Origin of the sequence: Clostridium sp. TF06-15AC, assembly GCF_003481165.1 — a bacterium.
Lineage (GTDB): Bacteria > Bacillota > Clostridia > Lachnospirales > Lachnospiraceae > Otoolea > Otoolea fessa.
Map to the genome: position 1 here is coordinate 125,131 of NZ_QUKS01000002.1, position 23,598 is coordinate 148,728.

The window sequence follows — 23,598 nt, forward strand, 5'->3', positions numbered from 1 at the left end:
GACAAGGTATGGGCAAATTAGGGAAAGAAACAAAGAATCTACTGTTGGCAATCACCGTCATCTGCCTTATTTCATTTCTACTTGCCGCAGGACTTTCGTTTTTACTTGCAAAGGACTTCCAACATGAGATGTTGCTCCATGACTATGGTGTTTCCGGCTACCAGTTGAACCATGAGGATAAATTGCAGATTTCAGCTTTTACTGCTCACCCCAACGAAAGCGATATAGAACGAGGCAAAGAAGCGCTGGCCTCTATTGGATACAGTGAAGCAACATCTATGCAGCTATTGCCCACTGTTCGGGAATATCGCAATCAGACGATGCTGTATCTATTCTTGCTGCTGTTGTTTCTGTTCGGTATGGTATATCTGGTTCTGCTGTTTTATCTGCGACGCCAGCATAGAGCTATTGATGATGCAGGAAGTAAGATTCGAGAATTTTTGGATGGCAATTCCATGTCCAGAATTGAATGTTCTCAAACCGGTGATTGGTATAGCCTTTTCCATGATGTCAATGAAATGGCGACTATTCTCTCCGCCCATGCAGAGAGCCAGAAGCAGACAAAGGAGTTCTTACAGGACATCATTTCGGATGTATCACATCAGATTAAAACGCCGCTATCTGCTTTGAAAATGTACCATGAAATCATAAGCAGTCATAAAGGAGAAGCCGAAACGGTGGCGAACTTTTCGGAAAAATCTCAACGAGAGATTAAGCGAATGGAGAACGTCATTTATACACTGCTCAAACTGGCGCGCCTGGATGCGGGAATTATACAGATGGAAAAAGCAGAAGAAAATGTTTCCGCTCTCATGCAAGATGTTTTGGAACGATTTGAAACATGGGCAGAACAGGATCACGAAGAGTTCACCCTTTCGGGTAAGGATGATATTTTTCTTAATTGCGATGCACTATGGATGTCGGAGGCGATTGGAAATATCGTCAAAAATGCTTTGGAACACACACAACCGGGCGGTCACATTTCGGTGCAATGGACACAATCACCCCTGTTGACTCAGATCGTCATTACAGACGATGGCAAAGGTATCCACCAAGAGGACTTATACAACATTTTCAAACGCTTTTACCGCAGCCGCTTTTCGTCAGATGTGCATGGGATAGGATTGGGCTTACCGCTGGCTAAATCTATTGTGGAGGCACATGGGGGAACTATTTCTGTAACTAGCACACTCGATGTTGGAACTACCTTCACATTGAACTTTTTCAGCCTTACAAATGAGTAAGATGCAGGTCACTTGGAAGTAAGCCGAAGGGGGTATGATGTGACCATAAGGAGGTACTGCGTATGAATATTCTTGAAGTACAGGACTTGTGCAAAACCTATGGAAGAGGTGAAGCAGCGGTTCAAGCGTTGCTTCATGCAACATTTTCGGTTCGCAAAGGTGAATTTATTGCCATTATTGGTGAATCCGGCTCCGGCAAAAGTACGTTGCTGAATGTTGTGGGTGCTCTGGACAAAGCCACTTCCGGCAAGGTGTGGATCGACGGTCAGGATATTTTCTCAATGCCGGAGAAAAAACTGACCGTGTTCCGGCGGCAACACATCGGTTTTATCTTTCAGTCATTTAATCTGATCCCGGAACTGAATGTAGAACAGAACATCACTTTTCCGTTGCTGCTTGACTACAAGCGGCCAGACCAGAGGTTTGTCAACGAGCTGCTGAATGTTTTGGGACTGACCGAACGCCGTCATCATCTTCCCAGTCAGCTCTCCGGTGGCCAGCAACAGCGTGTCGCTATCGGCAGGGCTTTGGTTACACGACCTGCACTGGTTTTGGCGGACGAGCCGACCGGAAATCTGGACAGTAAAAATAGTCAGGAAGTCTTGGCTCTCCTGCAAACCATGTCGGCCAAGTACCAGCAAACCATTTTGATGATTACCCACAACAAAAATCATGCAAGTGCGGCAGACCGAATTTTCAATATGTCTGATGGTGTGCTGAAGGAGTTGGGGGCGAGCCGGAAATGAAACACTACCTCGACTTGGTTTCTATCTCCAACAAGGTTCACCGCAGGCAAAGCCGCATGACACGCATTTGCATTGTGCTGGCGGTTTTCCTGGTTGCAGTCATGTTTGGACTGGCCGATATGTATTTGAAAAGCATGACGGATGAAACCCGGCATCAAACTGGAGATTGGCATTGTAAAATCACAGCTATTGACGAAAAAACATCCGAATATATTGCTGCCCGCCCTGAAATAGACTTGTCTGGCTGGCAAGGCAACATTCCCACAGAAATCGGCTGCACAGTGTCAGATCAGCCCGTTTCTGTTGCAGGGATGGACGAGACAATATTTTCTGAAATTTATTTAGGTTCTGTCCTTTCAGGTGAGTTCCCTGAGATAGCTGGACAGGTAGCTGTTTCATCTACATTAGCACAAACAGCAGGAATTTCGTTGGGAGATACTCTTACTTTGAACTCTCCTGATGGGAGTACAATGCAACTGGCGATTACGGGAATTATGGAGGATGATGCCGCCAATATGATCTCGGGAAGTGCCAGTGCAATCCTTTTGACACCTGAAGGGCTGTCAAGCATTCAAACTGCGGATCTAAGCGGCAACTGGCAGTATGTCGTTCGGTTCTCGCTGCTCACTAATGTTGGTTCCAGTATTGCTGATATTCAGCAGCAAAACGGCATATCTGATGCACAAATCACCCAAAATGAAGAACTGCTCAGTATGCTCGGGCAGCTGCCGGGTTCCAATATGTCGCAGATATACACAATGGCATTTCTGCTTTCTTTGGTGGTAATGGGAACTTGTGTTATGATGATTTCCAGTAGTTTGAATAGTAATGTCAGCCAGCGCATGGAGTTTTTCGGTTTACTGCGCTGTTTGGGAGCCACTCGTCGCCAAGTATTGCGCTTTGTGCGCCGTGAGGCTTTACAGTGGTGCATTACCGCCATACCCATTGGTATCGGGTTAAGTATCGTGGTGGTTTGGGGACTGTGTGCAGTCATGCGGCAGCTCAGCACTGTATGGTTTGGTTATATGCCTATCTTTGGCATTAGCTGGCTAAGCATTGGTGTGAGCATTGTATTGGGACTTATTACCGTTCTATTGGCGGCTCGGACCCCCGCAAAAATGGCAGCAAAGTTTTCTCCATTGGAGGCTGTCACAGGCAATACACAGCAGGAATCCTCGTTCCGCCATGCGGCAAACACTCGGCGGTGGCATGTAGAGGTAGCACTTGGTATTCATCATGCCAAGGCCAAACGGCGCAGCTATATTCTGATGACAGGTGCATTTGCAATCTGCATCACCTTGTTTTTAGGGTTCTGTACGCTGGTTCCCTTTATGGAAAACGCATTTATGCCGAAAGAATGGTCGCCCGAGCTTTCCATTGTCAGTGACACAAATACTTGTTCCATTCCGGCGGATCGAAGGGATGCCGTAGTGCAAAATTCCGCTGTCAGTCGAGTGTTTGGCAGAATGTTTGCTTATGATGTTCCTGCCCAAATTAGCGGCGCAATCCATAACAGCAATCTAATCTCTTATGAAGAAAATCAGTTCCGCTGGGCGCAAGATCAACTAATTGCAGGTTCTATAGATACTGTAACGAACACGCCGGGACAGGTCTTGTTTGTGGCAAACACAGGAACAGAAGTGCAGGTGGGAGATACCATTACACTGACAATAAACGGGAAGGATCAAACAGTTACGGTAGGGGGTGTTTTGTCTGACAGCCTATTGGCTCGTGCAGAGGGAACGGAAACACTGATCTGCTCCGAGGAAACTTTTTCGCAGCTGACGGGTGAGACTGGATATACTATCCTGGATGTCCAGTTCCGCTTTGGTTCTGATGAAGAAGATGTTGCCGAGGTTGAAGCATTGTTCGGTGATGGAGTCACTTTCACTGATGTCTTAATCCAAGCACAGCAACAACGTGGCCTTTATTATGCTTTTGCAACATTGGTATATGGTTTTCTGTCAATCATTGTAGCCATTACGATTTTCCATATTATGAATACCATCAGCATGGGAGTTTCCGCCCGAACTCGTCAATATGGAGTAATGCGTGCCATTGGCATGAGTAATCAACAGCTTACACGCATGATTTCTGCGGAAGCTGCCTCGTATGCCATAAGTGGTGTCATATTGGGATGTATTTTCGGATTGTTGTTTCATTGGTTCCTGTACTCCAGCCTTATCACTCGCACATTCGGAAATCCCTGGAGTGTTCCGTGGCTGGAATTGTGCTTGATCGTAGGCGTGATTCTCGCAACCACGGCGCTGGCTGTACGAGGCCCAGCAAGAAGATTACACGCTATGTCGATTGTGGAAAATATCAGTTCACAGTAAAACAAACGGAAAACTTAACACCATCATAAATCTGAAAGGCTGTCCCGCCAAAACTGGTAGGACAGCCTTTTTGATTTGCCTTACACATGAGTAAGCTGGAAGTCATTTAGAAGTAAGGTTGATTTTCTAAACTGAGAACAAATAAAAGTGTTTCTGCCGGACGACGGCAAAAGAAAAAAAGCCGTCGTACAGCAGACACATTTCCACGCGCCTATGAAACGGCGGCTTTGATTTTCAGAGCCGCCGTTTCTTTGCGTCTACACAAACCAATGACGACTTGCAGGGACACGGTAGCCGATTGGAGGTTATTTTGCCGTGTCCTTTTCTCTTTTTCGCAGTATCCATGATCTGCACCAGCTAAAAAAAGCCTGTTCCCAGCAGCGGAGCAATGCGGTCAGAAGTATGTACTATACCATGTAACTAAACAGCAAAATATATTCCGCGACGCTCGTATGGCTTTATGCCGTCCGGGCGCTTTTTTGTCCCTATGGAGCCGGAACATCGGGTCAGCATGGCCCGAACTTTATCCCCGGTGCCACTCCCCGCCGCCTCATTCAGATTTACCAAAAAATCTGAATGGAGGAAAGGCAGATGGAAGTTACCATCAATTATAACGGACAAGCTGTGACCGTGGAGGTCACGCTGGAAGTCTATGAATTTCTTGACCGGGCCGATCACAAAACGGAGAACCTGTTCCATGAGCAGCGGCGGCATTGGGATGGCCGGGAGTTTGACGAGTACATCATTACCACCGAAGGCGTAGGAGCCTACGGAGAAACGCCGGAAGAATATCTTTGCCACATGGAAACGCTGCATGAGCTGATGGCTGTTCTGGACACCTGTACTGAGGCCCAGCGCCGCCGGTTCCTGCTCTATGCGCTTGACGGGCTGAGCCTTGCAGAGATCGGTGTGCTGTGCGGCTGCTCCAAAGTGGCTGTTTATCAAAGTGTGGAGGCGGTCAGAAAAAAATTTATAAATTTCTTTGAGAACAGGCTTAACGAATGACCTGTTTTCTGGCTACCAAGTGAAAGGGATTATTTCCCTTATCTCAGCGAGGGGCGGACAGCGGACGAGCTGTCCGCCTCTCCGATTTTCAGGAGGTAAGCCTATGAAAACAATCAATCTGCGGTGGATGTATCCCCACTACCGGCATGACGAGTTTGTGGATGTTACGGACGAGGTATGGGCAGCGATGTATCAGGCCAAGCGGGAGATGGAGAACTATGAGCGTCGGAAAGTCTACCACCGCGCCTACTACTCTCTGGACGCATACAGCTGGCTGGAAAATTACGCACTGGAACACAGCAGATCGCCGGAAGATATTTTGCTGGAACGAGAAGAAATGACCACCCGCCTATACCTGATTGCAGCTCTGCCGGTGGCTCTGGCTCATGCCACTCCGACACAGGCCCGCCGTGTTCACGCCTACTACATTGCTGGTATCAAGCAGCCGGAAATCTCTCGGATAGAGGGCGTCCACAGCAGCAAGGTCAGCGTTGCCATCCACCGGGGGCTGCGGAATATGCGCCGCTGCTATGATGACCTTTTTCAAACAGAGTGAGGGCGTGCCTATGCAGACCATCAATCTCAAACAATATTATCCATTTTGCAAAGAGGACATTTTTGTGGAGGTGTCCGATGAGATCGTCGAAACGTTTCTTCTGGACAAGAGAGCCGAGGCCACCAGAGATCGCAGGATGTTCCGGTATAAGGCGTTTTATTCCCTCGATTGTAACGATGGAATCGAAAATGCCGCCATCGGCTGGGCGCAGCCATCGCCGGAGGACTACCTGATAGAAAAAGAAGAATTAGCCGAATACGAAGAACTGATACGGCGATTGTATGAAGCCATTTCTTCCCTACCGCCTATGCAGGCTCGCCGTGTCCACGCCCGCTATATGCTGGGTATGAAAGTGAAAGATATTGCCGCAATGGAGGGTATCACGCCATCACAGGCGGGAAAATCCATCCATGCCGCACTGCGGAGGCTGCGCCGGTACTTTGCTCGACAGAAATGGACGGTCAATCTATGAGTATTTTCAAAGAAAAGAGGTGCCTGACATGAACGAAAAAATTACAGCCCACCCCCAAAAAGAAGAACGGGAGAAAGTCCTGAAGGAGATTCGGCAGCTTGAAAACCGAAAGAAGATTTTGGAGAACAAGCAGCGGAACGAAGAACGCAGGGTTCGCACCCGCCGCCTGATTGAGCGTGGGGCCGTTTTGGAGGGCATTTTCCCTCTGGCCCCCGACCTTCCCGGCGTAGAGGTCAAAGCGTTCCTGATTGCCCTGTCCCATCTTCCGGGGGCGGAAGAACTGGCCGCAAAACTGCCGAAATCCGGGGACAAGCCGTAAGTCCCTTGTTTACAAGGGCGCACTTATACACCGTTGCCGGTGTCGTGCGCCCTGCCGGGGGCTGTTGCGCTCTCCGAGCGCGATGGGGCGCTACACTCCCCAAACCCCTTGTGCGCCCCGCGCAGCCAGACACCCGCTTCGCGTCTGTCCGGCTCCACGGAGCCTGAATACCCCTTACCGAAAGGAGGTGCCACCCATAGATTTCTGTCATATCCCCGTCAGTATTATCAAGCGCAGCGCAGGCCGTTCCGCTGTTGCCGCAGCCGCCTACCGCAGCGGAACAAAGCTGACGAATGAATGGGACGGCCTTACCCACGATTACACCCGCAAGGGCGGCGTTGTCCATGCGGAGATCATGCTGCCCGCCCACGCCCCGCCGGAATTTGCAGACCGCTCCACCATTTGGAACAGTGTGGAGCAGATCGAGAAAGCCAGGGACAGCCAGCTTGCCCGCGAGATCGAAGCAGCCCTGCCCCGTGAACTGTCCGGTGAACAGCAGCTTGCCCTTGTGCGCGCCTATGTGAAGGACAACTTTGTAGACAAAGGAATGTGCGCCGACTTTGCTATCCATGACAAGGGAACCGGCAACCCTCATGTCCATATCATGCTGACGCTCCGGCCTCTGAAAGAAAATGGGCAGTGGGGCGCAAAGTGCCGCAAGGCATACGATCTGGACGAGAATGGACAGCGTATCCCGGATGGGAAAGGCGGCTGGAAAAATCATCGTGAGGATACAACCGATTGGAACGATAAAGGAAATGTGGAGATTTGGCGGGCAGCGTGGGCGGCCTACACCAATCGGGCGCTGGAATCTGCCGACAGACCGGAACGCATTGACCATCGCAGCTACAAGCGGCAGGGCATTGATAAGATTCCCTCTGTCCATCTGGGGCCAGCCGCCAGCCAAATGGAAAAGCGCGGCATCCGCACCGACAAGAGCGAAGTAAACCGGCAGATCGCCGCCGACAACAAGCTGCTCAAGGAAATCAAGGCCCGCATTACCCGCCTTTACAACTGGTCTAAGGCCGAAGCCGAAAAGCCGGAGGGCCAGCAGCCCAGCATGATTGACTTGTGGGAGGCCCAACAGCAGCTCAAGCAGCCTGACACCCGCACCGGCAAAATCCGAGCTTTGCAGGAGAGCGCCGCCCTGTTCAGCTTTTTGCAGGCAAACGGCATCCAGTCCATGCAGCAGCTCCATGAAAAAATAGCAGATATGAACACCCGCTACTATGACCTGCGGGGAAAAATCGTCAAGGCCGAGCGCCGGATCGCCACCCTTACCGAGCGCGGGGAGATGTGGGAACAGTACAACCAGTACAAGTCCATCCACAAGCAGCTTGCCAAAGTAAAGCCGGAAAAACGGGAACAGTTTGAACAGCGCCACAGTCGGGAACTGATTCTGTATGACGCAGCGGCCCGGTATCTGAAAGAACTGAAAGACAGCGGCGAGGCAATCACCCCGAAGGCATGGCAGCGGGAAATTGACCAGCTGGCCGCTGGAAAGCAGACGGACACGCTTGCCATGAAATCCATGCGGGAGGATTTGAAAGCAGTGGAACGGCTCCGCAAAACCGCCGAGCATCTGTCCCGACAGGAAAGGGACAAGTCTCACGACCGTGGGCCGGAGCGGTAAAGGCTATCGCGTTTTGGCGTACCCTTGTCAAGTGCGTCGCGTTTCACGACATACCTTTGCATACAGAAAAACCGCCGTACAGGTTTCCCCATACGGCGGCAGACTGTTTATTTGCCGAACAAGTCGCTGTGTGTGCCGGTGCGGGCCAGCGTCAGCACCAGAACATCATCTTCTATGCGGTAGACAAGTAGCCAGTCCGGGAGAATGTGACATTCCCGATGGCCTGCCCAATCGCCGGACAGGTCATGGTCACGGTTCTTATCCGGCAGCGGCTCGCCCATCGCCAGCAACGCTACGACCTGCTCCAGCACCTCGATTTTCAAGCCACGCTTGATGGCTCGTTTGTAGTCCTTTTTGAAACTGGTCGTGTACTTGACGGTATATTTGGTTTCTTTCATCTTTTCAGGTCAGCAAACAACTCGTCAAGGTCATTGTAGCCCTTTACAGACGGGTCTTTTGCAATCCTTTCCGCTTCCAGCATGGCAGCAACCGTTTCTTTGTTCGGCTGTTCCAGCCTTACTTCAAAGGGAATGCCGCCTTCACGAAGCGACTGGCGCACAAAGATGTTAAACGCCGTAGTCAGGTTCATGCCAAGTTCAGTAAACAGTGCGTCCGCTTGCGCTTTCAAATCTGCGTCCATGCGGATACTGATGTTTGTGGTATTTCCAGCCATACGATCAACCCCTTTCTGCTGGCAATTATAGTATATGCCATTTGCACGAAGAAAACAATACTTTGCACGAATATTTAATAATAAATTCATTCAAGGAGGATACCTGCTTTATGAAAGAAATCATTTATGAAGAACAACAAGACTGAACCTATCCCCGTCATGGATTACCGCCAGTACCGCAGAGTGCGGAGGCTGGTGCATGAGTGCTGTAACTACATCGGCGGCAACTGTATCGCCCTGGACGATGGGGAGGAATGTGTCTGTGTCCAGTCTATTTCCTACTCCCTGTTGTGCAGGTGGTTTCGGGCGGCGGTATTGCCGCAGGATAAGGAACTGGAAACGGCGCTGTTCCACCGGCTGAATGCTAAGAAATGCGCCGTATGTGGGGCGCTGTTTACCCCCGGTTCTAACCGGGCCAAATACTGCCCGGAATGTGCCGCACGCATGAAGCGAATCAACGCCGCAAAGCGCAAGCGAAAACAACGGGAGAAATGTCACGCTTTAGGGGCTGAAAAACCCTTGTAAATCAAGGCTTTTTTCGCGGGTGTCAAAGGCAGGCTGATAGATTTATCCTCAGACCCATAAAACGGCCTTAAAATGCGTACAGAATCCCAAGAGAAACCCCAAGGAGGAACCCTATGTCAGACAATCGAAAATATTATTACCTGAAACTCAAAGAAAACTATTTTGACGATGATTCCATCGTGCTGCTGGAAAGTATGCAGGATGGTGTGCTGTATTCCAACATTCTGCTCAAGCTGTATCTGAAATCGCTGAAACATGGCGGGCGGCTCCAGCTTGACGAGGACATTCCTTACACGGCGCAGATGATCGCCACCATTACCCGCCAGCAGATCGGCACTGTGGAGAGAGCCTTGCAGATCTTTTTGAAGCTGGGTCTTGTGGAAGTGCTGGAGAGCGGCACATTCTACATGAGCAACATCGAACTTTTAATAGGCCAGTCCTCTACCGAGGCCGAGCGAAAGCGGGCTGCAAGGCTTCAAAATAAGGCTCTTTCTGCGCCCCGGACAAACGGCGGACATTTGTCCGACATTCGTCCACCAGAGATAGAGTTAGAGAAAGAGATAGAGATAAAGAGAGAGATAGAGAAGGGACGCTCCGCCCGCGCCTATGGCCGTTACCAGAATGTTTTCCTGACGGACGAGGAAATGGCAGACTTGCAGGCCAGCCTTCCCACTGTATGGGGCCAGTACATCGAAAAACTGTCCGAGTACATGGCTTCTACCGGCAAGCGTTATCAGAGCCATGCAGCGACCATCCGGCGCTGGGCCGGTGAGGACGCGAAGAAAGCAGCCCCGCCCTCTCGCAACCGGGATTACAGCGTAAAGGAGGATGAAACCGTATGATTGAGATTACCGCAGAAATCCGGGCGCTGATCGACAAGGCAGCCGCCGGTGTGGAACTGGCCGGGGACGAGTACATAGACCCGGCAGACGGTCTCATCCACTGTAAGAAATGCGGCGGCCAGAGGCAGACTGTTGTGCCATGCTTCGGGAAATCCGGCTACTTTATGCCGCGCTGCATCTGCCAGTGCCAGCGGGAGGCTGAGGAGCAGCGCAAGGCTGCTGAAGAACGGCAGCGCCGCATGGAGCGTATCAAACGCCGAAAGGCACAGGGTTTGCAAGACCGTTATCTGTACGACTACACCTTTGCCAACGACAACGGCCAAAATCCTCTGATGGACAAGGCCCGCGCCTACGTGGAGAACTGGAAGGAGGCATACAGGAACAACACCGGCCTGCTTCTGTTTGGGGATGTGGGAACCGGCAAGTCCTTTTTCGCCGGTTGTATCGCCAACGCCCTGCTTGACCGGGATGTGCCGGTGCTGATGACGAACTTTCCCACCATCCTGAACCGTCTGACGGGCATGTTTTCCGAGGACAGGGCCGACTTTATCGCCAGCTTTGACGAATATGACCTGCTTATCATTGACGATCTGGGTGTAGAGCGCAGTACAGAATATGCTATGGAGCAGATGTTTTTCGTCATCGACAGCCGCTATCGCAGCCGCAGACCCATGATTATCACAACAAACTTGAAACTGTCCGAGTTGAAAAACCCGCCTGATCTGGCTCACGCCCGTATCTATGACCGTATTCTGGAACGGTGTGCGCCGATTCTCTTTGACGGGAAGAATTTCCGGGAAGAAAATGCCGGTGCTACCCGACAGGCAGCAAAAGACATTGTAAACAGTAAGCACGATTGATTTTTTACCGGGCGGCACAGACCCGTTCGGAGAAAGGAGCGCCATGAACAAAGAACCCTGTACTATGCAGGTGTCAGACGCCGCTACTGCGTCCAGAGCGCCGGAAAACACGCCGGCGATGGTAAAGAAAATCGGAAAGACAACCTACAAGGTTCATGTCCATTTCAGCAATACCAGCACAGAAACCATGAGCGATAAAATCAAGCGTATGCTCAAAAATGAAATTCAGCAAATGTGACAGACTGATAAACGAAGCCGCCTTGTGCTAAACTGATGATGGTACGCACCAAAATTTTTGTCAAGGAGGACACGAAAATGCTTTACACAGAAAAAGAGAAGCATGAAATTGAACGAGTAAAGGAGGTCTTTGCGGAACATCTGCGGCAAAGCCCTGATTTTGAACTGCTCTGGTCGGACAAGGTAGGCTATGTCTGGCTGACGATTGGCGTCAATCCAGTCTATGTGGATACCGGTATCAGAATCGAATCAGCCGCCGATCTTTGCAGCAGGTGTTTGGATGATGTTGCTACGGATGTTTTGTATATGACGGGCAACGATCATGCACTGGAAGCAGCCGATCCGCTGGAATTGGCCGAAATCAAGCGGCGCTGGGAGCCATATATCAACCAGCTGCCAGACTATGCGTATCTCTGCAAAGACCTGCTGAACAGAAAAATGTAATCTATCAAACGAGGTGTCAGGAGCCATACGGTGCTTCTGGCACCTTTTTTGTGAATTTGATTAAAAAGTCCTTGACAATTTGTCTCTGGCAAGACCGCTAAGTCGATTTTGATTTCCTGCGGCGCTCGTCTGGCTCCTTTTGATATTCAGGAGGTCAGAGATGTGACTGCCTATGACGAGTTGCAGTTGGATACTCTCGGAGATAAGAAAACGGCGCTCTTTCTGATTATGTCAGATACGGATGCGACGTTTAATTTTTTGATCTCCATGATTTACACACAGCTGTTCAACTTGTTGTGCGAGAAAGCAGATGATGTGTACGGCGGCAGACTGCCGGTTCATGTGCGCTGCTTGATTGATGAGATGGCAAACATCGGTCAGATTCCCAATCTGGAAAAACTGGTAGCGACAATCCGAAGCCGTGAAATATCGGCTTGCCTTGTTCTCCAGGCACAATCACAGCTGAAAGCCATTTATAAAGACAATGCCGATACCATCATCGGCAACATGGATTCCCGAATTTTCCTGGGTGGTTCTGAGCCAACCACGCTCAAAGAACTGAATCAGGCATTGGGAAAAGAAACTATCGACACCTACAACACCTCCAACACCAGAGGTAACAGCCCGTCTTACGGCTTGAATTATCAGAAGTTAGGCAAAGACCTTGCGAGCGTAGATGAGCTTGCGGTTCTGGATGGCAGCAAGTGTATTTTGCAGTTGCGTGGTGTCAGACCGTTTCTTTCTGACAAGTACGATCTGACGCAGCACCCCAATTATAAGTACACATCAGACTTTGATAAGAGAAATGAGTTCAACATTGAGCAGTTTCTGAGTCGAAGGTTGAAGCTCAAGGCAGGTGATGAGTTTGTGGTAGTCGATGCGGATTAAGGAGGTTTCTGTTTGGAAAATCTGAAAACGGTATCTGCCCTGGTTAAGAACATCTTGGAACACGACCACAAGGCAAGAAATACCGACAATCATTTGTACCTGATGGTACTGGAACACTATTCCGGTCTGCGTGGCATCGACATTCATGCCATGACGGTTCCTGTGTTTTTGAAGGAACTGGATAGACGCAGCTTTCCGGGGTTTGAAACTGTCCGCAGAAGCAGACAGAAAGTGCAGGCAACCTACCCTGACCTTGCTCCCAGTGAAGCCGTAGGCAAGCGCAGAGCAAAAAATGAGGTTGTATATCGAGAATTTGCAGAAAGCGAGGTGTAAAAAAAATGACTTGGTGGATCACGGATACCTCTATTGGGCAGCGATTGAAGTTCGTTAGACGATTTCGCCGCCTTACCCAGAAAGAGCTTGGACTCCTGATGGGGTATTCCGAGAAAACAGCGGATGTCCGTATTGCTCAGTATGAGAAAAACGCTCGAACCCCTAATGCAGAAACCACAGCGAAACTCGCAGAGGTTCTGAAGGTTTCACCTGTCGTTTTTTCACCGACAATCTGTGCTTCTCGTGAAGATTTGTTGCAGTCAATGTATTGGCTGTTTCTTATGAAAGGTGGTGGTGATATATATGATTGTGAAACTGAATATGCAAGAAGCAGAATGGAACAGAAACTTGGCGTGATAACCGTCGAGGAGTTCCTTGAAAAGATTCTCGTAAACTAAGCCTTCCGTCCGGTTTTGATGCCGGTAGTACGGAGGGCTTTTTCTATTCTCAAAACAATTTCAAATTTTAGGAGGAAAATATTATGGCATTTTTCAATAGCGCAGTAACCGTTCTTCAGACTCTCGTTATCGCTCTGGGCGCAGGTCTTGGCATCTGGGGTGCAATCAATCTGCTTGAGGGCTACGGCAACGATAACCCCGGCGCAAATGCTCATGTACGGTAGAGAAGCACAAAGCAAAACAAGGATAGCCAGCCCTGCCACTATTCCGAAGTCAGGGGAACGCAATAGAAAAATTTATAGCTGTATGCTATACTTAATTAGCATTTGAACATATCAAGCTGACACAGCAATCTCTTTACTTGCCGTTAATGCGCGTCTACCAATAGTCCGCACAAAGCAAGAGTAGCGTAAAGGTATAAAAATTTCAAACTTCTTTGTAACGAAATTCCGATTTCTCCGTCTAACCTATGAAGCTGAAGGAGGTGATGACAAGTATGGACTATGAAAAGCTCTATAAAGCCTACTATTTACAGGTATACTCGTATACTATTTCTCTTGCCAAAAATCGTGAGATAGCAGAGGAAATCACGCAGAACACATTCTATAAGGCTGTTTCTACAACATCACAATTCAAAGGTAAGTCAGATGAATTGACATGGCTCTGCTCCATAGCAAAAAACCTTTACCATGATGAAATGCGAAGCCGTCAGCGAGTAGCTGATGTGAGTGAAATCAATGACTTGCCATCAAATGAAAATGTTGAGAACTCAGTTGCAGATTCTGACATGGCGTTCCGCATACACCTCGTTCTTCACCGTTTCGAAGAACCATACAAAGAAGTCTTTCAGCTTCGCGTATTCGGGGAACTATCTTTTTCACAAATCGCTGCAATTTTTGGAAAAACAGAATCATGGGCGAGAGTTACTTATCATCGTGCAAAGCTAAAAATTCAAGAAAGGATGGATGAAAAGCATGAGTAAACAATGCGATATTGTTCGAGATATTCTTCCGCTGTATGTTGACGGTGCTTGCAGCGAAGCAAGCGCAGAGATGGTAAAAGAGCATTTGAACGCCTGTGCTGACTGTAACGCAATTTATCAGAAATTGCTTTCTCACACGAGCGAAGATGTTCTTCACGAAGAAAGCGAAAGCGTTATTATGCGCCATGAGGCAAAAGAAAAGCAGAGAGGCAGAAAAAAGATAACGATTGCTGTTCTCGTTTCCATCGCTCTTTGTATCATTGCAATTTTTACAGCTCTCTTTCTGTTACCTATAAACATTGCTTATGAGCCTGTCAAAATCGACTTCCCATTTGAGGTTGAAGATGTCGAAAACGTTGAAATGTACCACTATGACGGAGTGCCTGCATCAGCAGAAAAGAAAGTAGTTGTTGCTGAAAATGATATAAAGACCCTGTATGATAAGTTCAAGGGCTTATCCCTAAAAGACAAAACGACTGAGGAAACTGCCGGAGCAGATGTGACCAGCTTTAGATTTAACCTCTCAGATGGAACAAGCTACGATTTGATTTACGCCTGCTATGGGGTTAAAAACGGCGAATTGAAGTCAGCAGCAGGCGGTTTTAAGTATTTCACAAGTGCGGATATCGGCTCTTATTGGAACAATTTGAATACGGAACTTGAGGCAATTCCTATCAATGAGAGTGAATTGCCGTGAGCAGATAGCAAACCCAGCCGAGCCTGTCAACGGTCAAGATGAACGGCGCAAATGCGCCGCCGTTGACAGCCCCGCCCGTCTTTGCTGTTCGGTAATCAAGAGGGCGACAGCACAAGATGCTGCCGCCCTCTGCCATTATTCAGAAAGGGGGATTTTCCATGACCGAACACGAAAAGTATCAAGAACATATCCGGCATACACACGATGCCTTTTGCAAGACTGTTATTCGCCACGCTGCCATAGACGCAGCCCGGAGCATACGGAGCCGCCGCAAGCGGGAAATCTCGCTTGAATATCTGATAGAAGAAAAACACTATCCATTCAGTACCACAGATAAATACTTTGCGGAGCAATCCGGCATGACCAGCTATCCGCTTTTCGTCTGTGGTCAGATGGTGCTTTTGGAAAGTCCAGAGCTTGCCGCAGCCCTGTCCGCACTATCACAGATGGAACAGGAAATCATTTTCTTGTACTACTTCCAACGATTGACGCATAGGGAGATTGGACGGAGATATGGACGGGCTGGCAACACAACCGGGCGGCGTATTCAGATGATTTTACGGCGGCTACGGGCAGAGTTGGAGGGTTTGTCCTATGAGCCAGATACTTCCCTATGAGACAATCGTTAAGGCAAGCGAGGGCGACCCGGAAGCTGTTGCCGCCGTCCTATCCCATTATGCGGGATATGTCCGCTCTTGTGCGAAAATGGACGGACAGATTAACACGGATGTGCAGGAGCATATCGTCAGGCAACTGATAGAAAGCCTGTTGAAGTTCCGCTTTGACCGCTAAACAGAAAAGTTGTATAATTAGAGCCTGACAAATTAAACTTCAATGAGGGTAGAGCAAATGGAACAGATTATCAATTATAGAGACATACCCACAGATAAAAGGATTGACATATTAAATGCTCTTGAGCGAATAGGTTTTTTTCCGGCATACGGCGGCGTGAGAACAATGCAGCAAATTATGGAAAAGTCAGTTCCAGGTTCAGGCCCACAATTCTATTTCGTTTTCCGTGAAAATGAGTTGATAGGGTACAATTTTCTCATTGGGGACACTAAGAAATATAAAGCGTTCCCATGGCTTGCTATTAGCAATATGGATGAGCAGAAGTTGACTGTTTGTGAAGAACTGATGAAAATACAAATTGCCTTTTTTGAAGATCTCGGAATGCAAAAGATAGCAGATCATTGCGTTAGGATTATGGAAGATTACAGAAAAGGAATTGGAAAGCGGAAAGAAAGCGATTGCAGATAAATTCCATTTGAAAAACGGCTGACAATTTAATACCGCCGCCCATCACAGCGGCAGATAAGCAGTAAATCTTGAAAAGGTTTACTGCTTTTTTTGCGCCCATTTTCAAAAATCTTTGGCAAACCACACCACCGGATTGTTGTAGGGAGCAGATAGGGAAAACAAAAAAATTTCCGTGCGTTTGCCAAAACGCCCCCTTTTCACCGTTGTAGTGGTGAACAGCGGGCAGAACACGCCGCCGCAATCGCTATATTGGTGGAGCAAGCCAGTATATCCGCAAACCAGAGCCGCCGAGGAAAGCGGTAGTTTTTTAGAGCAAGATTCTACCGCAGTACCAAAATTCGCTTTTCGCTCATTTTGCCCCTGCGGGAATCTTGTTGGGGAGTGCCTTCCCCAAACCCTGCTTATGCGGCTTGCGCCGCTTAAAAATCCATCAAAATATTTTTTCGGATTTTTCAAAAACAGTTCCGCTTCACACCCCGTTTTTCTCCTATTAGTGAGAGGACACCACGCACAGAAAGGAGGTTTTACCATGCGAAAACGATACAACACGCCGCACCGCAACCGGGTAGTCAAGACACGCATGACCGAGGAAGAATACGCCGAGTTTGCGGAAAGGCTTTCTGCCTGCAACATGAGCCAAGCCGAGTTTATCCGGCAAGCCATAACCGGGGCAGCCATACGCCCTATCATAACCGTTTCCCCCGTCAACGACGAGCTGCTTGCCGCTGTCGGGAAGCTGACCGCCGAATACGGCAGGATCGGCGGCAACTTAAACCAGATAGCCCGGACGCTGAACGAGTGGCACAGCCCCTACCCGCAGCTTGCCGGGGAGGTACGGGCGGCGGTTTCCGACCTTGCTGCCCTAAAGTTTGAAGTCTTGCAGAAAGTGGGTGACGCTGTTGGCAACATTCAAACATATCAGCTCTAAAAATGCCGACTATGGCGCAGCAGAAGCCTACCTCACATTTGAGCATGACGAGTTTACCATGAAGCCCACCCTTGATGAAAACGGGCGGCTGATACCGAGGGAGGATTACCGCATTTCTTCCCTCAACTGCGGGGGCGAGGATTTCGCTGTTGCCTGTATGCGAGCCAATCTCCGCTATGAGAAAAACCAAAAACGGGAAGATGTGAAAAGCCACCACTATATCATCAGCTTTGACCCACGGGACGGGACAGACAACGGCTTGACCGTAGACCGGGCGCAGGAGCTGGGCGAGCAGTTCTGCAAAGAGCATTTCCCCGGACACCAAGCCTTAGTCTGCACCCACCCGGACGGGCATAACCACAGCGGCAATATCCATGTGCATATCGTCATCAACTCCCTGCGGATTTATGAAGTCCCGCTTCTGCCCTACATGGACAGACCAGCCGACACACGGGAGGGCTGCAAGCACCGTTGCACCAACGCCGCTATGGAATATTTCAAGAGTGAAGTCATGGAGATGTGCCACCGGGAGGGACTTTACCAAATTGACCTCTTGAACGGCAGCAAGGAACGGATAACCGAACGGGAATACTGGGCGGCAAAGAAAGGGCAGCTTGCCCTTGATAAAGAGAACGCTGTCAGAGAAGCCGCAGGACAGCCGACTAAGCCCACCAAGTTTGAAACGGACAAGGCGAAGCTGCGCCGGACGATACGGCAGGCACTTTCCCAAGCTGGCAGCTTTGACGAGTTTTCTTCCCTTTTGCTGCGGGAGGGTGTGACCGTCAAGGAGAGCCGGGGGCGGCTTTCCTACCTCACGCCGGACAGGACAAAGCCTATCACAGCCCGAAAGCTGGGGGACGATTTTGACAAGGCTGCTGTCCTTGCCCTGCTCACGCAGAACGCCCACAAAGCCGCCGAGCAGACCAAAGCCATACCCGAATACCCCCACACCCAAAAGGGACGCTTGCGGGAGGAAAAAGCCGCAAAAACCACCCCGGCAGACAACACCTTGCAGCGCATGGTTGACCGGGAAGCCAAGCGAGCCGAGGGCAAGGGCGTGGGCTATGACCGCTGGGCGGCAAAGCACAACCTAAAGCAAATGGCGGCTACCGTTACCGCCTATCAGCAGTACGGCTTTTCTTCCCCGGAGGAACTGGACGAAGCCTGTTCTGCCGCCTATACCTCCATGCAGGAAAGCCTCACGGAGCTGAAGCAGGTGGAAAAGACGCTGAACGGGAAAAAGGAGCTGCAACGGCAGGTGCTTGTCTATTCCAAGACCCGCCCTGTCCGGGACGGGCTGAAACAGCAGAAAAACGCCAAAGCAAAAGCAGCCTACCGACAGAAGCATGAAAGCGACTTTATCATAGCAGACGCAGCCGCCCATTATTTCAAAGAGAACGGTATTTCCAAGCTGCCAAGCTATAAAGCCCTGCAAGCAGAGATTGAAGCCCTTATCAAAGAGAAAAACAGCGGCTACAACGATTACCGGGCAAAACGGGAGGAATACCGCCGCTTACAGACTGTCAAGGGCAATATCGACCAGATTTTACGCCGGGAGCGCAAGCCTGTGAAAAGGCAGGAACAGGAGCGATAAAAACCACCCCAAAATGTACCCGAACCCATACAGAACAAGGGGGCTACCCCGTACCCTATCCGCAATACCAAAGGATTTTTTAACGGGCTTACAGGGCAGAAAAACCCCGAAAATGATACCGAGATGATACAGAATTACCGCCGATACCGCCACACCAGCGGAAACGGCAGAAAGGAGCGCACCCATGCCAAGAATGAGCAAGAAACGGCGGCTGGAATGGTCTTTTTTCCTGCGGCAAGTGAAAGTCGGGAATACCACCTGCAACCGTATCACATACAACGACCTCTGCCGGGGCTGTACACATAGCTGCAAGCAGAGCTTCCGGGCGGTTATCATACTCTGCCCCCGCTACTACTCCAAACGCCGGAAAAAGGAGGACAGGGACAATGGCAGATAACCGCAAGTATTACTACCTCAAGCTGAAAGAGAACTTTTTTGACAGCGACTCCATTGTGCTGCTGGAAGATATGAAAGACGGGATTTTATATTCCAATATCCTCTTGAAGCTGTACTTAAAATCGCTGAAAAACGGCGGGAAGTTGCAGCTTGACGAGCATATCCCCTACACAGCACAGATGATAGCGACACTGACCCGCCACCAGATAGGGACGGTTGAGAGGGCTTTAGAGATTTTCCGGCAGTTGGGGCTTGTGGAGCAGCTTGACAGCGGGGCTTTCTATATGACCGACATTGAGCTGATGATAGGACAGTCCTCTACCGAAGCCGAGAGGAAACGGGCTGCAAGGCTGGAAAACAAGGCACTTTTACCGCCCCGGACAAAAGGCGGACATTTGTCCGACATTCGTCCACCAGAGATAGAGATAGAGTTAGAGAAAGAGATAGAAAAAGAGAGAGAGGGAGAAACGGGACACCCCGCCCCCGCTGCTTATGGCAGATACAACAATGTGACACTGACCGATACAGAGCTTTCCGGGCTGAAAACAGAGCTGCCCGACAAGTGGGAGTATTATATTGACAGGCTTTCCTGCCATATCGCTTCTACCGGGAAGCAGTACCACAGCCATGCAGCCACCATTTACAAGTGGGCGCAGGAGGACGCTGCCAAAGGCAAGGCTGCCCCGAAACAGGGCATACCCGATTATTCATGCAAGGAGGGCGAGAGCTTATGAAAAACGAGATTGAAGCTATGATTACGGACATTACAACCACTACCGCCGAAGCGGAGGACTACACAGGCGAGGACGGGCTTTTATACTGCGGCAAGTGCCATACGCCCAAAGAAGCCTACTTTGCAGAGGGAAAGATTTGTTTCGGGCGTGACCGCCACCCAACAGACTGCGACTGCCAGCGGGCAGCCCGTGAAAAGCAGCAAGCCGCCGAAAGCCGACAGCAGCACCTTGAAACAGTGGAGGACTTGAAACGCCGGGGCTTTACCGACCCCGCTATGCGGAACTGGACATTTGAGCATGACAACGGCAGAAACCCACAGACCGAAACCGCCCGCTTTTATGTGGATAGCTGGGAAACCATGCAGGCTGAAAATATCGGCTACCTGTTCTGGGGCGGTGTGGGGACAGGAAAAAGCTACCTTGCCGCCTGTATCGCCAACGCCCTTATGGAAAAAGAGGTTGCCGTTCGCATGACAAACTTTGCAACGATACTCAATGACCTTGCCGCCAGCTTTGAGGGCAGGAACGAATATATTTCCCGCCTTTGCAGCTACCCCCTGCTGATACTTGATGATTTCGGTATGGAGCGAGGGACAGAATACGGGCTGGAACAGGTTTACAGCGTGATTGACAGCCGTTACCGAAGCGGCAAGCCGCTGATCGCCACGACCAACCTCACGCTGGAGGAATTGCAGCACCCGCAGGACACGCCCCACGCCCGCATCTATGACAGGCTGACTTCCATGTGTGCCCCTGTCCGCTTCACGGGCAGCAACTTCCGAAAGGAAACCGCACAGGAAAAGCTGGAACGATTAAAGCAACTGATGAAGCAGCGAAAGGAGAGCCTATGACAGAAACCAAACAGACAAGCACTATCAAAACAGACCGCCGCCCGGACTGTGTGACGGAAATCCGCATGGGCAACTCCGTCCTTACCGTTTCCGGCTTCTTCAAGCAGGGCGCAACCGACACCGCAGCCGACAAGATGATGAAAGTGCTGGAAGCGGAAGCTGCTGCCGGACATACGCCACCATTCAGCGCATAAGTGATGACATGGAAAAGCGGTCACGCCGGGAAGCATGACCGCTTTTCCAAAAGTAGTGATTACTCTACTTCCTTTAAAAGTTCTTCAACAGAAATCCCGTATAATTTTGCGAGTGCAAATAGATTAGATGTGCTGGGGTCAGAATCTCCTTTCTCCCACTTTGACACAGCTTGACGACTAACACCAATCGTTTCAGCGACAAACTCTTGCGTCATTTTGCACCGGGTACGATGAAATTTTAGAGCTTCACCTAATGACCTTTTAATAACCTTTTTCTCATCTCGGACTTCTTTTGATTTTAAGTATTTCAAAAGTGCCCGGATAATAAGAACAATCAGCGTTACAAAGGCTACGAGAATGAGAAGTGAAAAAAATATTGCGATAGTGCTTGTAATTGCTGAAATCTTCATATACACCATCTCCTTTCTTATGGCTATATTTTAGCAAAAAGAATAGGTTGCTTCTACCAACTATTGCGCAAAAATAAGTTGCAAACAGGTTGCACGACAAGCCACACACAGAAAATCGTCTTTTTACCGACCATAAAGAAGCAGATTTGACGCTTTTGCCGCTATACAGACAGCCGCCCCATGTGGTACAATCAAGGTACGGAATAGTGGGGCTGGCTGTCGGAAACGGAGGATTTTATGTTAAGACAGACCAACCAACAACCAATTACCGCCCTTTACCCAAGACTTTCCCATGAGGACGAGCTGCAAGGCGAGAGCAATTCCATTTCCAATCAGAAGCGTATCCTTGAAACCTATGCAAAGCAGAACGGCTTTTCCAATCTGCGCTGGTACACGGACGACGGTTATTCTGGTGCGAACTTTCAAAGACCCGGTTTTCAAGCCATGCTTGCGGACATTGAAGCCGGGAAAGTCGGGACAGTTATCGTAAAGGATATGTCGAGGTTAGGGCGAAACTACCTGCAAGTGGGAATGTACACGGAAATGATTTTCCCACAGAAAGGCGTCCGCTTCATCGCTATCAACGACGGAGTGGACAGTGCACAGGGCGACAATGATTTTGCCCCTCTGCGGAATATTTTTAACGAATGGCTGGTGAGAGATACGAGTAAGAAAATACGGGCGGTAAAACGCTCAAAAGGCATGAGCGGCAAGCCGATCACGAGCAAGCCCGTGTATGGCTACCTCATGGACGAGGACGAAAATTTCATCATTGACGAGGAAGCCGCACCCGTAGTCAGGCAGATATACAATCTCTGCCTTGCCGGGAACGGTCCGACCAAGATAGCCCGTATGCTCACGGAGCAGCAAATCCCCACGCCGGGGACGCTGGAATACCGCAGGACGGGACACACCCACCGTTACCACCCCGGCTATGAGTGCAAGTGGGCGACCAATACCGTTGTGCATATCCTTGAAAACCGGGAATACACGGGCTGTCTGGTAAACTTCAAGACTACCACGCAATCCTACAAGTGCAGCAAAATCATTTACAATGACGAGGATAAGCAGGCGGTCTTTGAGAACCACCATGAGCCTATCATAGACACCCAGACATGGGAACGGGTGCAGGAATTACGCAAACAGCGTAAACGCCCAAACCGCTATGATGAAGTGGGCTTGTTCTCTGGCATGCTGTTCTGTGCCGACTGCGGCAGCGTGATGTATCAGCAGCGATACCAGACGGACAAGCGCAAGCAGGACTGTTATATCTGCGGCAGCTACAAGAAGCGTACCCATGACTGTACGGCGCACTTTATCCGTACAGACCTTTTGACTGCCGGGGTACTCTCCAATCTGCGGAAAGTGACCAGCTATGCGGCAAAGCATGAAGCCCGGTTTATGAAGCTCTTGATTGAGCAGAACGAGGACGGGGGCAAGCGCAGGAACGCCGCCAAGAAAAAGGAGCTGGAAGCCGCCGAGAAACGCATAGCCGAGTTATCCGCTATCTTCAAGCGGCTGTATGAGGACAGCGTGACCGGGCGCATATCGGACGAGCGTTTCACAGAACTGTCGGCAGACTATGAAGCCGAGCAGAAAGAACTGAAAGAAAGAGTTGCCGCTCTCCAAGCGGAGCTTTCCAAAGCGCAGGAAGCCACCGTGAACGCTGAAAAGTTTATGAATGTTGTCCGGCGGCATACCAGCTTTGAAGAACTTACCCCTACTCTGCTGCGGGAGTTTGTAGAGAAAATCGTTGTGCATGAGTGCAGCTATGACGAAAACAAGACCCGCAGACAGGACATTGAGATTTATTATTCTTTTGTTGGCAAGGTGGACTTGCCCGAATAACCGCCCGACCTATCCGACACAATGCGCAAGTGCCGGATAGGAACGGCAAAATTTTTTACACTTCTATTACTTCTTTATCACACATCTGCAAAGTCCCAGGGCATGAAGCAGCTCATGGCTGGCGGCGGTGTTGCCCTCATCGGCACCACCCTTGTACCTCTGCTCTCCGGACTGTTCGGTTAATCACAAAACA

Annotated in this window: 31 protein-coding genes and 3 pseudogenes; 30 read left to right on the forward strand and 4 right to left on the reverse strand. The window is 49.8% G+C overall.

Annotated features, from left to right (window positions below; genetic code table 11):
* Nucleotides 1-8: 8 nt before the first annotated feature.
* The 8 genes from DXC57_RS04965 to mobQ all read left to right on the forward strand — a co-directional run bounded on the left by DXC57_RS04965 (nt 9) and on the right by mobQ (nt 8,311).
* Entirely contained in the window at nt 9-1,244 is a 1,236-nt protein-coding gene (locus tag DXC57_RS04965) for a HAMP domain-containing sensor histidine kinase (protein WP_118651421.1), read from the forward strand.
* Between the two features lie 62 nt (nt 1,245-1,306).
* Entirely contained in the window at nt 1,307-1,990 is a 684-nt protein-coding gene (locus tag DXC57_RS04970) for an ABC transporter ATP-binding protein (protein WP_118651423.1), read from the forward strand.
* Complete coding sequence (locus tag DXC57_RS04975) at nt 1,987-4,326, forward strand: FtsX-like permease family protein (RefSeq protein WP_118651425.1); 2,340 nt, start codon at nt 1,987-1,989, stop codon at nt 4,324-4,326. The genes DXC57_RS04970 and DXC57_RS04975 overlap by 4 nt, the downstream gene beginning before the upstream one ends.
* A gap of 591 nt (nt 4,327-4,917) precedes the next feature.
* Nucleotides 4,918-5,331, forward strand: coding sequence for a sigma factor-like helix-turn-helix DNA-binding protein (locus DXC57_RS04980; protein ID WP_118651427.1), 414 nt, complete (start codon nt 4,918-4,920; stop codon nt 5,329-5,331).
* Between the two features lie 103 nt (nt 5,332-5,434).
* On the forward strand, nt 5,435-5,887 hold the full coding sequence (locus DXC57_RS04985; protein WP_117949870.1) for an RNA polymerase subunit sigma-24: 453 nt from the start codon (nt 5,435-5,437) through the stop codon (nt 5,885-5,887).
* A gap of 10 nt (nt 5,888-5,897) precedes the next feature.
* Nucleotides 5,898-6,359, forward strand: a complete 462-nt coding sequence (locus tag DXC57_RS04990) for a sigma factor-like helix-turn-helix DNA-binding protein (RefSeq protein WP_118651429.1) — start codon at nt 5,898-5,900, stop codon at nt 6,357-6,359.
* 28 nt (nt 6,360-6,387) lie between these two features.
* On the forward strand, nt 6,388-6,678 hold the full coding sequence (locus DXC57_RS04995) for a DUF3847 domain-containing protein (protein WP_110102431.1): 291 nt from the start codon (nt 6,388-6,390) through the stop codon (nt 6,676-6,678).
* 187 nt (nt 6,679-6,865) lie between these two features.
* Nucleotides 6,866-8,311 carry a MobQ family relaxase gene (mobQ, locus tag DXC57_RS05000; protein WP_118651431.1) on the forward strand — a complete coding sequence of 482 codons (1,446 nt, stop codon included), beginning with the start codon at nt 6,866-6,868 and terminating at the stop codon, nt 8,309-8,311.
* A gap of 107 nt (nt 8,312-8,418) precedes the next feature.
* Here mobQ and DXC57_RS05005 read toward each other — a convergent pair whose 3' ends face one another.
* Both DXC57_RS05005 and DXC57_RS05010 read right to left on the reverse strand, forming a co-directional pair.
* Entirely contained in the window at nt 8,419-8,709 is a 291-nt protein-coding gene (locus DXC57_RS05005; protein ID WP_066085058.1) for a type II toxin-antitoxin system YafQ family toxin, read from the reverse strand.
* Entirely contained in the window at nt 8,706-8,984 is a 279-nt protein-coding gene (locus DXC57_RS05010) for a type II toxin-antitoxin system RelB/DinJ family antitoxin (RefSeq protein WP_005924829.1), read from the reverse strand. Before DXC57_RS05010 ends, DXC57_RS05005 begins: the two co-directional genes overlap by 4 nt.
* A gap of 126 nt (nt 8,985-9,110) precedes the next feature.
* On the opposite strand from DXC57_RS05010, the gene DXC57_RS05015 reads away from it, so the two are divergent.
* The 14 genes and pseudogenes from DXC57_RS05015 to DXC57_RS05080 all read left to right on the forward strand — a co-directional run bounded on the left by DXC57_RS05015 (nt 9,111) and on the right by DXC57_RS05080 (nt 16,450).
* Nucleotides 9,111-9,509 carry a cysteine-rich VLP domain-containing protein gene (locus DXC57_RS05015; RefSeq protein WP_118651433.1) on the forward strand — a complete coding sequence of 133 codons (399 nt, stop codon included), beginning with the start codon at nt 9,111-9,113 and terminating at the stop codon, nt 9,507-9,509.
* Between the two features lie 113 nt (nt 9,510-9,622).
* Nucleotides 9,623-10,351: a phage replisome organizer N-terminal domain-containing protein gene (locus DXC57_RS05020; RefSeq protein WP_118651435.1), complete on the forward strand. Its 729-nt coding sequence runs from the start codon at nt 9,623-9,625 to the stop codon at nt 10,349-10,351.
* Nucleotides 10,348-11,211: an ATP-binding protein gene (locus tag DXC57_RS05025; protein ID WP_118012924.1), complete on the forward strand. Its 864-nt coding sequence runs from the start codon at nt 10,348-10,350 to the stop codon at nt 11,209-11,211. Before DXC57_RS05020 ends, DXC57_RS05025 begins: the two co-directional genes overlap by 4 nt.
* A 43-nt stretch (nt 11,212-11,254) precedes the next feature.
* Nucleotides 11,255-11,449 carry a transposon-encoded TnpW family protein gene (locus DXC57_RS05030; RefSeq protein ID WP_097784681.1) on the forward strand — a complete coding sequence of 65 codons (195 nt, stop codon included), beginning with the start codon at nt 11,255-11,257 and terminating at the stop codon, nt 11,447-11,449.
* A 77-nt stretch (nt 11,450-11,526) separates the two neighbouring features.
* Nucleotides 11,527-11,892, forward strand: coding sequence for a hypothetical protein (locus DXC57_RS05035; RefSeq protein WP_097784680.1), 366 nt, complete (start codon nt 11,527-11,529; stop codon nt 11,890-11,892).
* Nucleotides 11,893-11,976: 84 nt separating this feature from the next.
* A pseudogene (locus DXC57_RS05040) lies at nt 11,977-12,780 on the forward strand (TraG/TraD/VirD4 family protein); the annotation flags it as partial.
* A gap of 12 nt (nt 12,781-12,792) precedes the next feature.
* Complete coding sequence (locus DXC57_RS05045; protein ID WP_002304332.1) at nt 12,793-13,113, forward strand: hypothetical protein; 321 nt, start codon at nt 12,793-12,795, stop codon at nt 13,111-13,113.
* Between the two features lie 5 nt (nt 13,114-13,118).
* The gene (locus tag DXC57_RS05050) at nt 13,119-13,511 is read left to right on the forward strand and encodes a helix-turn-helix transcriptional regulator (protein WP_002304334.1); all 393 of its coding nucleotides are present in this window, start codon (nt 13,119-13,121) and stop codon (nt 13,509-13,511) included.
* A gap of 83 nt (nt 13,512-13,594) precedes the next feature.
* Nucleotides 13,595-13,723: pseudogene (locus DXC57_RS05055) on the forward strand (Maff2 family protein); the annotation flags it as partial.
* A 257-nt stretch (nt 13,724-13,980) separates the two neighbouring features.
* Nucleotides 13,981-14,493 (forward strand): RNA polymerase sigma factor, encoded by a 513-nt coding sequence (locus DXC57_RS05060; protein ID WP_118564522.1) that lies wholly within the window; start codon nt 13,981-13,983, stop codon nt 14,491-14,493.
* On the forward strand, nt 14,486-15,190 hold the full coding sequence (locus DXC57_RS05065) for a zf-HC2 domain-containing protein (protein ID WP_005946129.1): 705 nt from the start codon (nt 14,486-14,488) through the stop codon (nt 15,188-15,190). The genes DXC57_RS05060 and DXC57_RS05065 overlap by 8 nt, the downstream gene beginning before the upstream one ends.
* 116 nt (nt 15,191-15,306) lie before the next feature.
* Nucleotides 15,307-15,807 carry a sigma factor-like helix-turn-helix DNA-binding protein gene (locus DXC57_RS05070; protein WP_003533431.1) on the forward strand — a complete coding sequence of 167 codons (501 nt, stop codon included), beginning with the start codon at nt 15,307-15,309 and terminating at the stop codon, nt 15,805-15,807.
* A complete protein-coding gene (locus DXC57_RS05075) occupies nt 15,785-15,982 on the forward strand; it encodes a helix-turn-helix domain-containing protein (protein ID WP_117465429.1) in 198 nt (65 codons plus the stop codon). Before DXC57_RS05070 ends, DXC57_RS05075 begins: the two co-directional genes overlap by 23 nt.
* 42 nt (nt 15,983-16,024) lie before the next feature.
* Nucleotides 16,025-16,450 carry a hypothetical protein gene (locus DXC57_RS05080; protein WP_117823063.1) on the forward strand — a complete coding sequence of 142 codons (426 nt, stop codon included), beginning with the start codon at nt 16,025-16,027 and terminating at the stop codon, nt 16,448-16,450.
* Between the two features lie 102 nt (nt 16,451-16,552).
* Here DXC57_RS05080 and DXC57_RS15430 read toward each other — a convergent pair whose 3' ends face one another.
* Nucleotides 16,553-16,906, reverse strand: a complete 354-nt coding sequence (locus DXC57_RS15430; RefSeq protein WP_182457214.1) for a hypothetical protein — start codon at nt 16,904-16,906, stop codon at nt 16,553-16,555.
* Nucleotides 16,907-16,979: 73 nt separating this feature from the next.
* On the opposite strand from DXC57_RS15430, the gene DXC57_RS05090 reads away from it, so the two are divergent.
* From DXC57_RS05090 to DXC57_RS05120, 6 genes are all read left to right on the forward strand, one after another.
* Complete coding sequence (locus DXC57_RS05090; RefSeq protein ID WP_118651437.1) at nt 16,980-17,378, forward strand: plasmid mobilization relaxosome protein MobC; 399 nt, start codon at nt 16,980-16,982, stop codon at nt 17,376-17,378.
* Nucleotides 17,350-18,972: a relaxase/mobilization nuclease domain-containing protein gene (locus DXC57_RS05095; RefSeq protein ID WP_118651439.1), complete on the forward strand. Its 1,623-nt coding sequence runs from the start codon at nt 17,350-17,352 to the stop codon at nt 18,970-18,972. The genes DXC57_RS05090 and DXC57_RS05095 overlap by 29 nt, the downstream gene beginning before the upstream one ends.
* A gap of 184 nt (nt 18,973-19,156) precedes the next feature.
* Nucleotides 19,157-19,369 (forward strand): hypothetical protein, encoded by a 213-nt coding sequence (locus tag DXC57_RS05105; RefSeq protein ID WP_118651441.1) that lies wholly within the window; start codon nt 19,157-19,159, stop codon nt 19,367-19,369.
* The gene (locus DXC57_RS05110; protein ID WP_118651443.1) at nt 19,359-20,102 is read left to right on the forward strand and encodes a phage replisome organizer N-terminal domain-containing protein; all 744 of its coding nucleotides are present in this window, start codon (nt 19,359-19,361) and stop codon (nt 20,100-20,102) included. The genes DXC57_RS05105 and DXC57_RS05110 overlap by 11 nt, the downstream gene beginning before the upstream one ends.
* Nucleotides 20,099-20,953 carry an ATP-binding protein gene (locus tag DXC57_RS05115; protein WP_118651445.1) on the forward strand — a complete coding sequence of 285 codons (855 nt, stop codon included), beginning with the start codon at nt 20,099-20,101 and terminating at the stop codon, nt 20,951-20,953. Before DXC57_RS05110 ends, DXC57_RS05115 begins: the two co-directional genes overlap by 4 nt.
* Nucleotides 20,950-21,147: a transposon-encoded TnpW family protein gene (locus DXC57_RS05120; RefSeq protein ID WP_118651447.1), complete on the forward strand. Its 198-nt coding sequence runs from the start codon at nt 20,950-20,952 to the stop codon at nt 21,145-21,147. The genes DXC57_RS05115 and DXC57_RS05120 overlap by 4 nt, the downstream gene beginning before the upstream one ends.
* Before the next feature lie 59 nt (nt 21,148-21,206).
* Here the strand turns inward: DXC57_RS05120 and DXC57_RS05125 are convergent, their stop codons facing one another.
* On the reverse strand, nt 21,207-21,557 hold the full coding sequence (locus DXC57_RS05125) for a helix-turn-helix transcriptional regulator (protein WP_118651449.1): 351 nt from the start codon (nt 21,555-21,557) through the stop codon (nt 21,207-21,209).
* Nucleotides 21,558-21,794: 237 nt separating this feature from the next.
* Between DXC57_RS05125 and DXC57_RS05130 the strand changes: the two genes are divergently transcribed.
* Together DXC57_RS05130 and DXC57_RS15865 are read left to right on the forward strand one after the other, a co-directional pair.
* Nucleotides 21,795-23,405 (forward strand): recombinase family protein, encoded by a 1,611-nt coding sequence (locus DXC57_RS05130; protein WP_118651451.1) that lies wholly within the window; start codon nt 21,795-21,797, stop codon nt 23,403-23,405.
* A gap of 87 nt (nt 23,406-23,492) precedes the next feature.
* Nucleotides 23,493-23,588: pseudogene (locus tag DXC57_RS15865) on the forward strand (Maff2 family protein); the annotation flags it as partial.
* Nucleotides 23,589-23,598 lie beyond the last annotated feature (10 nt).

What these genes read in the sequence shown, in the direction of transcription:
- DXC57_RS04965 (WP_118651421.1), top strand. Translation starts at nt 9, where the DNA reads ATGGGCAAATTAGGGAAAGAAACAAAGAATCTACTGTTGGCAATCACC.
- DXC57_RS04970 (WP_118651423.1), top strand. Translation starts at nt 1,307, where the DNA reads ATGAATATTCTTGAAGTACAGGACTTGTGCAAAACCTATGGAAGAGGT.
- DXC57_RS04975 (WP_118651425.1), top strand. Translation starts at nt 1,987, where the DNA reads ATGAAACACTACCTCGACTTGGTTTCTATCTCCAACAAGGTTCACCGC.
- DXC57_RS04980 (WP_118651427.1), top strand. Translation starts at nt 4,918, where the DNA reads ATGGAAGTTACCATCAATTATAACGGACAAGCTGTGACCGTGGAGGTC.
- DXC57_RS04985 (WP_117949870.1), top strand. Translation starts at nt 5,435, where the DNA reads ATGAAAACAATCAATCTGCGGTGGATGTATCCCCACTACCGGCATGAC.
- DXC57_RS04990 (WP_118651429.1), top strand. Translation starts at nt 5,898, where the DNA reads ATGCAGACCATCAATCTCAAACAATATTATCCATTTTGCAAAGAGGAC.
- DXC57_RS04995 (WP_110102431.1), top strand. Translation starts at nt 6,388, where the DNA reads ATGAACGAAAAAATTACAGCCCACCCCCAAAAAGAAGAACGGGAGAAA.
- DXC57_RS05005 (WP_066085058.1), bottom strand. Translation starts at nt 8,709, where the DNA reads ATGAAAGAAACCAAATATACCGTCAAGTACACGACCAGTTTCAAAAAG.
- DXC57_RS05010 (WP_005924829.1), bottom strand. Translation starts at nt 8,984, where the DNA reads ATGGCTGGAAATACCACAAACATCAGTATCCGCATGGACGCAGATTTG.
- DXC57_RS05015 (WP_118651433.1), top strand. Translation starts at nt 9,111, where the DNA reads ATGAAGAACAACAAGACTGAACCTATCCCCGTCATGGATTACCGCCAG.
- DXC57_RS05020 (WP_118651435.1), top strand. Translation starts at nt 9,623, where the DNA reads ATGTCAGACAATCGAAAATATTATTACCTGAAACTCAAAGAAAACTAT.
- DXC57_RS05025 (WP_118012924.1), top strand. Translation starts at nt 10,348, where the DNA reads ATGATTGAGATTACCGCAGAAATCCGGGCGCTGATCGACAAGGCAGCC.
- DXC57_RS05030 (WP_097784681.1), top strand. Translation starts at nt 11,255, where the DNA reads ATGAACAAAGAACCCTGTACTATGCAGGTGTCAGACGCCGCTACTGCG.
- DXC57_RS05035 (WP_097784680.1), top strand. Translation starts at nt 11,527, where the DNA reads ATGCTTTACACAGAAAAAGAGAAGCATGAAATTGAACGAGTAAAGGAG.
- DXC57_RS05050 (WP_002304334.1), top strand. Translation starts at nt 13,119, where the DNA reads ATGACTTGGTGGATCACGGATACCTCTATTGGGCAGCGATTGAAGTTC.
- DXC57_RS05060 (WP_118564522.1), top strand. Translation starts at nt 13,981, where the DNA reads ATGAAGCTGAAGGAGGTGATGACAAGTATGGACTATGAAAAGCTCTAT.
- DXC57_RS05065 (WP_005946129.1), top strand. Translation starts at nt 14,486, where the DNA reads ATGAGTAAACAATGCGATATTGTTCGAGATATTCTTCCGCTGTATGTT.
- DXC57_RS05070 (WP_003533431.1), top strand. Translation starts at nt 15,307, where the DNA reads ATGCTGCCGCCCTCTGCCATTATTCAGAAAGGGGGATTTTCCATGACC.
- DXC57_RS05075 (WP_117465429.1), top strand. Translation starts at nt 15,785, where the DNA reads ATGAGCCAGATACTTCCCTATGAGACAATCGTTAAGGCAAGCGAGGGC.
- DXC57_RS05080 (WP_117823063.1), top strand. Translation starts at nt 16,025, where the DNA reads ATGAGGGTAGAGCAAATGGAACAGATTATCAATTATAGAGACATACCC.
- DXC57_RS05090 (WP_118651437.1), top strand. Translation starts at nt 16,980, where the DNA reads ATGCGAAAACGATACAACACGCCGCACCGCAACCGGGTAGTCAAGACA.
- DXC57_RS05105 (WP_118651441.1), top strand. Translation starts at nt 19,157, where the DNA reads ATGCCAAGAATGAGCAAGAAACGGCGGCTGGAATGGTCTTTTTTCCTG.
- DXC57_RS05110 (WP_118651443.1), top strand. Translation starts at nt 19,359, where the DNA reads ATGGCAGATAACCGCAAGTATTACTACCTCAAGCTGAAAGAGAACTTT.
- DXC57_RS05115 (WP_118651445.1), top strand. Translation starts at nt 20,099, where the DNA reads ATGAAAAACGAGATTGAAGCTATGATTACGGACATTACAACCACTACC.
- DXC57_RS05120 (WP_118651447.1), top strand. Translation starts at nt 20,950, where the DNA reads ATGACAGAAACCAAACAGACAAGCACTATCAAAACAGACCGCCGCCCG.
- DXC57_RS05125 (WP_118651449.1), bottom strand. Translation starts at nt 21,557, where the DNA reads ATGAAGATTTCAGCAATTACAAGCACTATCGCAATATTTTTTTCACTT.
- DXC57_RS05130 (WP_118651451.1), top strand. Translation starts at nt 21,795, where the DNA reads ATGTTAAGACAGACCAACCAACAACCAATTACCGCCCTTTACCCAAGA.